Source organism: Streptomyces sp. KR55 (genome assembly GCF_052245645.1).
GTDB lineage: Bacteria > Actinomycetota > Actinomycetes > Streptomycetales > Streptomycetaceae > Streptomyces > Streptomyces flavusporus.
The window spans coordinates 1-10816 of record NZ_JBQQCE010000344.1 but is presented as its reverse complement, the minus strand read 5'-3'; the positions used below and the strand labels follow the sequence as shown (position 1 = coordinate 10816).

The window sequence follows — 10816 nt, the reverse complement described above, 5'->3', positions numbered from 1 at the left end:
GTACCGCGCACCCGTACGCCCCGTGCCGCGCACCCTCGACGAGCGGGCCACCGCCGAACAGGCCGCCGAATCCGGGCTCGTCCTGCCCGTTCTGCGCACCGAGCGGCGCCGCGAGGCACGCCTGCTGCTCCTGATGGACGTCTCCACGTCGACCGTGGTGTGGCAGCAGGCCCTCGACGAGCTGCGCCAGGTCTGCGAGCGCGCCGGCGCCTTCCGCGAGGTGCAGGTGCAGTACCTGCACGAGGACGCCCACGGGCGGCCCGGCTACGCCGCCACGCCGGAGCACACCGGCCCGCTGCACGCACCCGGACAGCTCAGCGACCCGACCGGACGCCGGCTGACGCTCGTCCTCAGCGACTGCGCGGGCCCCATGTGGCGCAGCGGCCGTATCCAGCGGCTGCTGCACGGCTGGGCCGCGACGGCGCCCGTGGCCGTCGTCCAGCCGCTGCCGCAGCGCATGTGGCTGCGCACCCATCTGCCGGCCCGGCGCGGACTGCTGCGGCGGCGCGAAGGGCCCGCCGGAACGCTGGCGTTCCTGCCGGACAAGGGGCCCGTCGAACGGCAGGCGCTGCCCGTGCCGGTGCTGGCGCTGCGCCGCGGCTCGGTGGAGGGCTGGGCGCGGCTGGTGTCGGGCGCCACGGGAGGCTCGTTGGCCACCGCGGCCGGCTGGGTACGCGCCGACCACGCCCCCTCCCGCGCGCGGGTGCGGGCCCAGGAAGACCTCAGCGGTACCGAACGGGTGCGGGCCTTCTGGCGTTCCGCCTCCCCGGAGGCGCGCCGGCTCGCGGTGTATCTGTCCGCGGTGCCGCTGTACCTGCCGGTGATGCAGCTCGTGCAGCATGCCATGCTCGCCGGGAGCGGGCCCGAGGCGCTGTCCGAGGTGCTGCTCAGCGGGCTGCTCAGGCGCCGGGAGGACCCGGACGACCCGCGGGCCGTGCGGTACGTGTTCCTGCCGGGCGTGGCGGGCGAGCTGCGCACCCGGCTGGCCGTGGAGGACGTCGAGCTGCTGTTCAAACACTGCTCGGCGTACGTGGAGCGGAAGTTCGGCCGCAGTGTGCGCAACTTCCCGGCGCTGGCGGCGGCGTTCCTGCGCGGGGCGGTGGATCCGGGGGCGGCCGACGCGTCGCCGCCGGCCGGCCCGGGCACGGAGGAGCCGGCCGGGCTGCGGGCGTTCGCCGAGGTGTCGGCGGATGTGCTGCGGGAGATCGGCGCGCGGATCCCGGTCGCGGCGGTACTCCCCGAGCTGAGCGCTCAGGAGCTGGTCGGCAAGGGGCGCGAGGCGATCGGGCGGTTCGAGGGGGAGGGGCTGACCCGCGAACTCGACGCTGCGGTGCGGTACTTGCAGCAGGCGGTGGAGGTGTCACGGACGGGTGCCGAGCGGGAGTCGGCGTCCGTGGAGCTGGCCGACGCGCTGCTGATGCGGTGGCGGGTGAAGGGGGTGGGGGAGGACCTCCGCGACGCCTGGGAGGCGGTGGGTGAGCCGGAGGAGGTCGGTGCCCGTGGGCGGCTGGTGCGGGGCCTGGTGTGCTGGGTGCTGGCCGGTGAGCTGAGCAGTCGGGGGCTTGACTTCGAGGGGATTCCCGACGGTTTGCGGGACTGGACGAGGAGGACGGCGTCCGGCAAGGAGGCCGCTGCCCTGGCGGTGCTGCTGTATCTGGCGGACCGGGACCTCGATCTGGCGATGCGGGATCCGGAGAACGATTCCGACGCGATGAACCGGATGCGGGTCGCCTCCGAAACACTGATGCACGTGCGGCGGGCGATCGCGGAGGCGGGAGTGGAGCACGCCGGGGCGGGTCCCTACCGGGCGGTGGATCCCGGGCACTGGTATCCGGCGCATCTGCAACGGGCCGTCTCGGCGGCCGACATCCGGCTCTCGTACCCGGACCGGGAACACGCCCTGCTCGTCCGGGGAGGGTTGTGGCTCGACCTGGCACGGCACTACGCCGGAACGGTCCCGCCCATGCCCGAGCGAGCGGTGGAGTCGGTACGGCAGGCCAGGGACGACTTCCTGGCCGCGCTCGCGGGCGAACCGGCCCTTTCGGACGCGGAGCGCTGCCGGGCCTGGCTGGCGGTGGCGTCGGCCATCGAGCTCGCCGCGTCGGTGAGCGGCTCTGACGCGGGTGCCCCGCTGGTGGACGCGTTGGCAGAGGCGCTGGCCGCCGCGGGTGATGACGAAGCCCTACGGCTCGAATGCCTCCTGCTGATCGCGCGCATGTCCTGGAGCGGTTACCGGCACGCCCGCAACGAAGTCCAGTTGGACTCCGCCATCGAAGCGTGGACGCAGGCCGAACGGCTGCTGGGCGAGGACCATCCCGACCGGCCGGACGTGCTGGCCGCCTTCGGTGCCGCCCTGCTCGAGAAGGCCCGGCTCCAGGACATCCCCGACACCGCGAGCCGGGCCGTCGTCGTGCTGCGCGCCGCCCTGCAGGAGACCCCCATGGCCCATCCGGACATCCCGGTGCGCTGGATGAACCTGAGCCTCGCGCACTTCAGGCGGTACGAGCTCCAGGAGGTGCTGTCCGACCTGTACGAGGCCGAGTGGCTGTTGGGCGAGGCCATCCGTTGCGCAGAGCAGCCCGAGTTTCTCGTACGCTGCTGGACCACCCGCGGTGCCATGCTCACGTCCCTCTACTCCAGGACGGCCACGCTCACGCATCTGCACCGGGCGATCGAGTGCTACGGGCAGGCCGTCGAGCTGGCGCGGGAGGAAGGCATGGACGAGTTGTTCGCGACGGCGGTGCTGAGCCGGGAGCGGCTGCGGGAGCAGCTCCGCACCTTGAGGTCCGGGCAGGCCCGCACTCCCACCACCCGCCCGGACCCCGAAGCGGCCCCCGAGTGACCGCACGCCCGGAGGACATCCGCACACCCCTCCCCGACATCCCCAGGCCGGACCGGACCGACCACCCGGTTCTCGCGGCGATCCTCGCCGAACTGCGCACCCGGGACGGGGAGTCCACCGTCGTCGCCCACTACGAAGACGCCCCATGACCACACACCCCCAGTGGCCGCACGCCGTCCTGGACCCGGCGGCGCACCGCCCGACGCCCTTCCGCCAGTTCGTGCTGAAGGTGCACGGCCGCTGCAACCTCGACTGCTCGTACTGCTACGTCTACCGGGGCCGGGACGACGGCTGGCGCGAGCGTCCGGCCCGTACGCCGGAGCCGACGATGCGCCGCACCGCCGCCCGGATCGCCGAGCACGTCCGGAAACACGGCCTCGACCGCATCCGCGTCGAACTCCACGGCGGTGAACCCCTCCTCACCGGCCCCGAGCCAGTCCTCGCCTACGTGCGCGCGGTACGGGAGGCCGTCCCCGCCGACTGCCGGGTCACCGCCACCGTCCAGACCAACGGCACCCGACTCACGGCCGCCGCGCTGGACCGGCTGGCCGGGGCCGGTGTCCGGGTCGGCCTCAGCCTCGACGGGGGACGGGCCGCGCACAACGCCCGCCGCGTCGACCACGCCGGCCGCCCGGCCTGGCCCGCTGCCCGGGCGGCCGCCCGGCGGCTCGCCGCCCGCCCGGAGACGTACGCCGGCATCCTCTGCACCATCGACCCGGCCACCGATCCGCACGACGTCTACCGGTCCCTGCTCGACCTGGACCCGCCCGGTGTGGACTTTCTGCTCCCGCACGCCAACTGGGCCCACCCGCCCCCGGGACTCCCGTCCCGGTGCCCGGGCCGGCACCGTCCCGCCCCCGCCCCGTACGGCGACTGGCTCGCCGCCGTCTTCGACGCCTGGTGGGACGCGGGACGGCTGCGCACCCGCGTGCGGCTCTTCCAGGAGATTGCCGCCCTGCTGCTGGGCGCCCCCAGCAGTGCCGAGGCCGTCGGACTCTCCCCGATGGCCGCGGTCGTCGTGGAGACGGACGGCGGCATCGAGCAGGTCGACTCGCTCAGGTCGGCCTACGCGGGCGCCGCCGAGACCGGCCTCGACGTCTTCCGGCACTCCTTCGACCGGGCCCTGCGCCATCCCGGGATCGCGGCCCGGCAGGTCGGAGAGCGGGCGCTGGCCCCGGAGTGCCTGGACTGTCCGGTCGGCCGGGTGTGCGGTGGCGGCAACTACGTGCACCGGTACGCGCCCGGCACCGGCTTCCGGCACCCCAGCGTCTACTGCGCCGACCTGGAGCGACTCGTCCGGCACATCGCCGGCCGGCTCGACCGGACGGCGCGGGAAACCACGCAGGACGGAACGTGATGCCGGTGCACATCGCCCAACTGGGCACCCATGAAGCCGTTTTGACGCACAATTGACTAACCTGTGCACAGTCGTGACAGGTTCAGTGAGGGGACTGCAGGATGACGGCGCAGCTCGGACACGTCACGGTGGTCTTCGCCGGGCAGAGCGAATCCTGGGCGAAGTGGATCGACCACCAGATCCGGGCCGCGGGACGCCGCACGACACTGGTGCGCTGGAACCCGCTGCGACGCCCGCCCACCGTGCAGGCCCTCGGCGACCTGATGAGCGCCCCGGGCCGGATACTGCTCGTCATAGACGACTGGTACGAGCGCCTGGAACGCAGCCGGTTCGACGCCTGGGCCGGCGTACTGCGCCAGACGCTGCCGGAGTACCGGGACCGGATCGCCGCCGTCAGCGTCACGGCCCAGCCGATGCCCGAGGCCACCATCGCGCTGGCCCCCGTCGAACTGCGCGGCCTCAGGCCCGAGGTGGCCCGCAGCCGCGTCCTGGAATGCGCGGGAGTACCGGCCCCCGGCGCCCTGATCGACCTGCGCCGCGGCCCCCGCTTCCCGGACGACCCGCCGGAGGTGTGGCGCCGGGTGCCGCGCCGCAACCGCCGGTTCATCGGACGCACCGAGCTGCTGGAGCAGGTGTACGCGACGCTGTCCGCCGCCCGCCGGGACGGGGCCACCGTGGCCCTGCGCGGCCCGGGCGGCTTCGGCAAGACCCAGCTGGCCGCGGAGTACGTGCACCGGTTCGCGGGGGAGTACGACATCGTCTGGTGGATCAGCGCCGCCCAGCGCGTCACCGCCCGCCAGCAGTTCGCCGAGCTCGCACCCGAGATGGGCCTGACGGACGCCGGGGACCTGGCGGCCACCATCAAGGCCGTGCGGCGTGAACTCGACGACACCGCACGCCCCTGGCTGCTCGTGCTGGACGGCGCCGGCGACCCCGAGCCGCTGCGCGACCTCGTCCCGGAGGGCCGTGGGCACGTCCTGGTCACCACCCATCGCGGCGAGTGGGCCGCGCACGCCGAGACCATCGAGGTACCGCCCTTCGAACGCCGGGAGAGCGTCGCGTTCCTCCGGCGCCGCGCGGCCCGGCTCACCGACGACCAGGCGGAACGGCTCGCCGAGGCCGTGGAGGACATGCCGCTGCTCCTCGACCAGATGGCCGCCTGGCTGGATCTGAACCCGACGGTGTCGGTGAACGACTACGTACGCGACATCCGGGAGGGCCGGCCGGACCGGTTCGGCGTCATGGCCTCCGGCCAGTACCCGAAGTTCGAGGTCGCCTGGGCCAAGCTCATCAACTCCCTGCGCGAAGGGTCCGAACCGGCCTGGCAGTTGCTGAACCTGCTCGTCTGCTTCTCACCCGACGTCGTCCCGGTACGACTGCTGCAGACGGCCCGGCACGGCGACCTGCCGCCCGAACTGGCCGAGCTGATCAGCGAGCCCAGCAGCTGGAACACGGCGCTGCGCAAGCTCTCCGAGATCACCTCCATGCGCATCGAGTACGAGCAGGGCCCCCGTCGCCTGGACACCCAGACCGTCGGCACCCTGCGCATGCACCGCCTCTTCCACCGCTACGTCCGCTCCGTACAGGCCCCCGACGACGCCGAACGCTACTCGGCCGCCGCCCGCAAGGTCCTGGTCTCCGCCGACCCGCGCGACTCCGCCCAGGCCGGCAACTGGGCGCGCTACGCCGAGATCATCCCGCACCTGGAGCCGTCCGGCGCCCTGCAGTCGGCCGACGACGACGTACGTGACCTGGTGCTCAACTGCGTCGAGTACCTGCGGATGCGCGGCGAGTACCACGACGGCTGGTGGCTGAGCCGGCTCGCCGTGGACAACTGGCGGCCCAAGTTCGGCGACACCGACCGGTCCGTGCTCGTCGCGGTCCACCAACTCGCCAACATGCTGCGCCGGCTGGGCCGGTACGCCGAGGCGGAGGAGGTGGGCCGGGAGAACCTACGGCGGCTGAGCGGCGCCGGGCAGGTCCGGCCCATCGAGCTGATCCGCGCCAAGGACGGACTCGGCGGGACACTGATGGCCCTCGGCCGGTACGCCGAGGCGCGCACCCTGTTCGAGGAGGCCGCCGCGAGCGCCGCGGAGGAACTCGGCGGCGAGAACGTCCCCCGCACCCTCAGCATCCGCAGCAACCTCGCCGTCGCCGTCGGCCTGCAGGGCCACTACGCCGAGTCGCTGGTGCAGCACCGCCGGATCTTCGAGGCCCGGGTCGAACTGCTCGGCGGCAAGGACGCGGCCACGCTCAACTCGGCGCTGCGCAGCGCCTGGATGCTGAGACTGCTCGGCCGGTACCGGGAGGCGCTGGCCATCCAGGGCCACAACTCCCGCGTCCACAGCCAGGTGCTGGACCGCAACCACAGCCAGACCCTGCACGCCGAGCACAACCTCGCCCTGTGCGCCCGTCGGGACGGGGACCTGCAGTTCGCGCACGTCATGATGCGCGGTGTCCGGGAGAAGCTGCTGCGCCGGCGCGGCGCCCTGCACCCGGAGACCCTGATGGTCTCCTGCGACTACGCGATGCTGCTGCGCCACCTGGAGCGGACCGCGGAGGCCAGGGAACTCGCCGAGCTCACCGCCGCGCAGTACGCCGCCCAGCTCGGCGAGGCCCACCCCTATGCGATCGGGGCGCGGGACAACGTCGCCACCGTCATGCGGGACTTGGGAGAGACCCGCAGCGCGCTGGAGCTGTCCCTGCGGACCATGCAGGAGATGGAGCAGGCGGTCGGGCGGGAACATCCGTGGGCGATCGGCTGCGCCAAGAACGGGGTGGCCGCGCTTGCCGCCGCCGGGGAGACCGAGTCCGCGGCCGCGCTCGGCCGCGACGCCGCCGAACGCTCCGTCCGGGCGCTGGGCGAGAGCCATGTCCTCACCATCAGCCTGCGGGCAGGTCTCGCCCTCGACCTCGCCGAGCTGGGCGAGCCCGAGGAGGCCGAGGCCCTGCACCGGGACGCCGTCACCCGGCTCACCACGGTCCTCGGCCCCGACCACCCCCAGACCCACTACATCCTCGAACGCCACCGCCCCTACTGGGACTTCGAGCCCCAGCCGATCTGAAACGGCGAGGGCCCGGTCCCGAGTCACAGCGACTCGGGACGGGGCCCTCGGTGTCGTAAGGCCTAGGCCTCGAACACCTCACGCACCAGCTGCTCCTGCTCCGCCTGGTGCCGCTTGGCGGAACCCACCGCCGGCGACGACGAGTGCGGGCGGGAGATACGGCGCAGGCGCTCACCGTGCGGGACGTCGGCGCCGACCGCCAGGTCCAGGTGGTCGATCAGGTTGAGGGCGATGAACGGCCAGGCACCCTGGTTCGCCGGCTCCTCCTGCGCCCACAGGTACTTCTCGGCGTTCGGGTACTTGGCGATCTCCGCCTGGAGCTCGGCACCCGGCAGCGGGTACAGGCGCTCGATGCGGATGATCGCCGTGTCCGTGGCGCCGCGCTTCTTACGCTCGGCCTCCAGGTCGTAGTACAGCTTGCCCGCCACGAAGACGACCTTGCGGACCGCGGCCGGGTCCGCTGCCGAGTCGCCGATGACGGGGCGGAACTGACCCGAAGTGAACTCCTCCGTCTTCGAGGCGGCGGCCTTGAGGCGCAGCATCGACTTCGGGGTGAAGACCACCAGCGGCTTGTGGTGCGGGTTGTGCACCTGCCACCGCAGGAGGTGGAAGTAGTTCGACGGGAGGGTCGGCATGGCGACCGTCATGTTGTTCTGGGCGCAGAGCTGGAGGAAGCGCTCGACACGGGCCGAGGAGTGGTCCGGGCCCTGGCCCTCGTAGCCGTGGGGGAGGAGCAGCGTCACGCCGCTCGTCTGGCCCCACTTCTGCTCGGCAGCCGAGATGTACTCGTCGACCACCGTCTGCGCGCCGTTGACGAAGTCGCCGAACTGCGCCTCCCACATGACGAGCGCGTCGGGGCGGGCCAGCGAGTAGCCGTACTCGAAGCCCATGACCGCGTACTCGGACAGGAGGGAGTTGTAGACGTTGTAGCGCGCCTGGTCCTCGCCGAGGTACTGGAGCGGGGTGTGCTCCTCGCCCGTCTCGCGGTCGATGAGAACCGCGTGGCGCTGGCCGAAGGTGCCCCGCTGGGAGTCCTGGCCGGACAGGCGGACCGGGGTGCCCTCCAGGAGGAGGGAGCCGACCGCGAGGGTCTCGCCCATGCCCCAGTCGATCGTGCCGTCCTCGACCATCGCCGCCCGGCGCTGCAGCTGCGGCAGCAGACGCGGGTGGACGTGGAAGGAGTCCGGGATGTTGACCTGGGACTCGGCGATCCGCTTCACGACCTCCGTGGAGATCGCGGTGCCCACGGCGACCGGGAACTCCGCCTGCGGGTCCGACACCGGAGCCGTGGCCGGCTGCGAGACCGCCTCACGGACCTCCGTGAAGACCTTCTCCAACTGGCCCTGGTAGTCCTGCAGCGCCTGCTCGGCCTCTTCCAGGGTGATGTCGCCGCGACCGATCAGGGACTCGGTGTACAGCTTGCGCACCGAGCGCTTCTTGTCGATCAGGTCGTACATCAGCGGCTGGGTGAAGGCCGGGTTGTCCGACTCGTTGTGACCGCGGCGGCGGTAGCAGATGAGGTCGATCACCACGTCCTTGTTGAACGCCTGGCGGAACTCGAAGGCCAGCCGCGCGACGCGCACGCAGGCCTCCGGGTCGTCGCCGTTCACGTGGAAGATCGGGGCCTCGATCATGCGCGCCACGTCGGTGGCGTACATCGACGAGCGGGACGACTCCGGAGCGGCGGTGAAGCCGACCTGGTTGTTGATGACGACGTGGACGGTGCCGCCGGTGCGGTAGCCGCGCAGCTGCGACATGTTCAGGGTCTCGGCCACCACGCCCTGGCCCGCGAAGGCCGCGTCGCCGTGGATCGCCACCGGCAGGACCGTGAAGTCCGTGCCGCCCTTGTTGATGATGTCCTGCTTGGCGCGGGCGATGCCCTCGATGACCGGGTCGACCGTCTCCAGGTGGGACGGGTTCGCGGCCAGCGAGACCTTGATCTGCTCGCCGTCCAGGCCGGTGAAGGTGCCCTCGGCGCCCAGGTGGTACTTCACGTCGCCGGAGCCGTGCATCGACTTCGGGTCGAGGTTGCCCTCGAACTCGCGGAAGATCTGGGCGTACGACTTGCCGACGATGTTGGCCAGGACGTTCAGGCGGCCGCGGTGGGCCATGCCGATGACGACCTCGTCGAGGCGGGACTCGGCCGCGCTGTCCAGGACCGCGTCGAGCAGCGGGATGACCGACTCGCCGCCCTCGAGGGAGAAGCGCTTCTGGCCGACGTACTTCGTCTGCAGGAAGGTCTCGAAGGCCTCCGCCGCGTTCAGCCGGCGCAGGATGCGCAGCTGCTCCTCGCGCTCCGGCTTGGCGTGCGGGCGCTCCACGCGGTCCTGGATCCACTTGCGCTGCTTGGGGTCCTGGATGTGCATGAACTCGATGCCGGTGGTGCGGCAGTACGAGTCGCGCAGCACGCCGAGGATGTCGCGCAGCTTCATCATCGACTTGCCGGCGAAGCCGCCCACGGCGAACTCGCGCTCCAGGTCCCACAGGGTGAGGCCGTGCTCGACGATGTCCAGGTCGGGGTGCTTGCGCTGGCGGTACTCCAGCGGGTCGGTGTCGGCCATGACGTGGCCGCGGACCCGGTAGGAGTGGATCAGCTCGAAGACACGGGCGGCCTTGGTGACGTCGTCGTCGTGGCTGGCGTCGATGTCCTTGAGCCAGCGGACCGGCTCGTAGGGGATGCGCAGGGCCTCGAAGATGTCGTCGTAGAAGCCGTTCTCGCCGAGGAGCAGGTTCGCGACCTGGCGGAGGAACTCGCCGGAGGCGGCGCCCTGGATCACCCGGTGGTCGTACGTCGACGTGAGCGTCATGACCTTGGAGATGCCGAGCTTGTTCAGGGTGTCCTGGGAGGTGCCCTGGAACTCCGCCGGGTAGTCCATCGAGCCGACGCCCATGATCACCGACTGGCCGGGCATCAGACGCGGGACCGAGTGCACGGTGCCGAGGCCGCCCGGGTTGGTCAGGGAGACCGTGACGCCGGTGAAGTCGTCCATCGTCAGCTTGTTGTCGCGGGCGCGGCGGACGATGTCCTCGTAGGCCTGCCAGAACTCGAAGAAGTTCAGCGTCTCGGCCTTCTTGATCGCCGCGACGACCAGCTGGCGGTCGCCGTTGGGCTTGACCAGGTCGATGGCGAGGCCGAGGTTGATGTGCGGCGGCTTGACCAGGGTCGGCTTGCCGTCCTTCTCGCCGAACGACCAGTTCATCGACGGCATGGCCTTGATGGCCTGCACCATCGCGTAGCCGATCAGGTGCGTGAAGGAGATCTTCCCGCCCCGGGCCCGCTTGAGGTGGTTGTTGATGACGATGCGGTTGTCGAAGAGCAGCTTCACCGGGACCGCGCGCACGGACGTGGCCGTGGGCAGCTCCAGGGAGGCGTTCATGTTCTTCGCGACGGCCGCGGCGGGGCCGCGCAGCGTGATCAGCTCGGGGCCCTCCGGCGCCGTCGTCGCGGCGGCGGGCTCGGCCTTCGCCTTCGGCTTGGCGGCCGGGGCCGGGGCCGGGGCCGGGGCCGGGGCCGGGGCCGCGGCCTTCGCCGGAGTCGGAGCAGCCGGGGCG

General features: G+C 72.1%; 5 protein-coding genes. 4 read left to right on the top strand and 1 reads right to left on the bottom strand.

Annotated elements, in window-relative coordinates; genetic code table 11:
* The 4 genes from ACTWQJ_RS36570 to fxsT form a co-directional block, all read left to right on the top strand.
* Positions 1–2842 (top strand): SAV_2336 N-terminal domain-related protein (locus ACTWQJ_RS36570; protein ID WP_443310761.1); only part of this gene is annotated, 2842 nt, incomplete at its 5' end.
* Positions 2839–2991, top strand: a complete 153-nt coding sequence (locus ACTWQJ_RS36565) for a hypothetical protein (protein ID WP_443310760.1) — start codon at positions 2839–2841, stop codon at positions 2989–2991. The genes ACTWQJ_RS36570 and ACTWQJ_RS36565, both read left to right, overlap by 4 nt.
* Complete coding sequence (locus ACTWQJ_RS36560; protein WP_443310759.1) at positions 2988–4199, top strand: FxsB family cyclophane-forming radical SAM/SPASM peptide maturase; 1212 nt, start codon at positions 2988–2990, stop codon at positions 4197–4199. Before ACTWQJ_RS36565 ends, ACTWQJ_RS36560 begins: the two co-directional genes overlap by 4 nt.
* Positions 4200–4300: 101 nt before the next feature.
* Entirely contained in the window at positions 4301–7264 is a 2964-nt protein-coding gene (fxsT, locus tag ACTWQJ_RS36555) for an FxSxx-COOH system tetratricopeptide repeat protein (RefSeq protein ID WP_443310758.1), read from the top strand.
* 62 nt (positions 7265–7326) lie between these two features.
* On the opposite strand, the gene ACTWQJ_RS36550 is transcribed toward fxsT, so the two are convergent.
* Positions 7327–10816, bottom strand: a 3490-nt coding sequence (locus tag ACTWQJ_RS36550; protein ID WP_443310757.1) for a multifunctional oxoglutarate decarboxylase/oxoglutarate dehydrogenase thiamine pyrophosphate-binding subunit/dihydrolipoyllysine-residue succinyltransferase subunit, incomplete at its 5' end; no start/stop codon positions are given.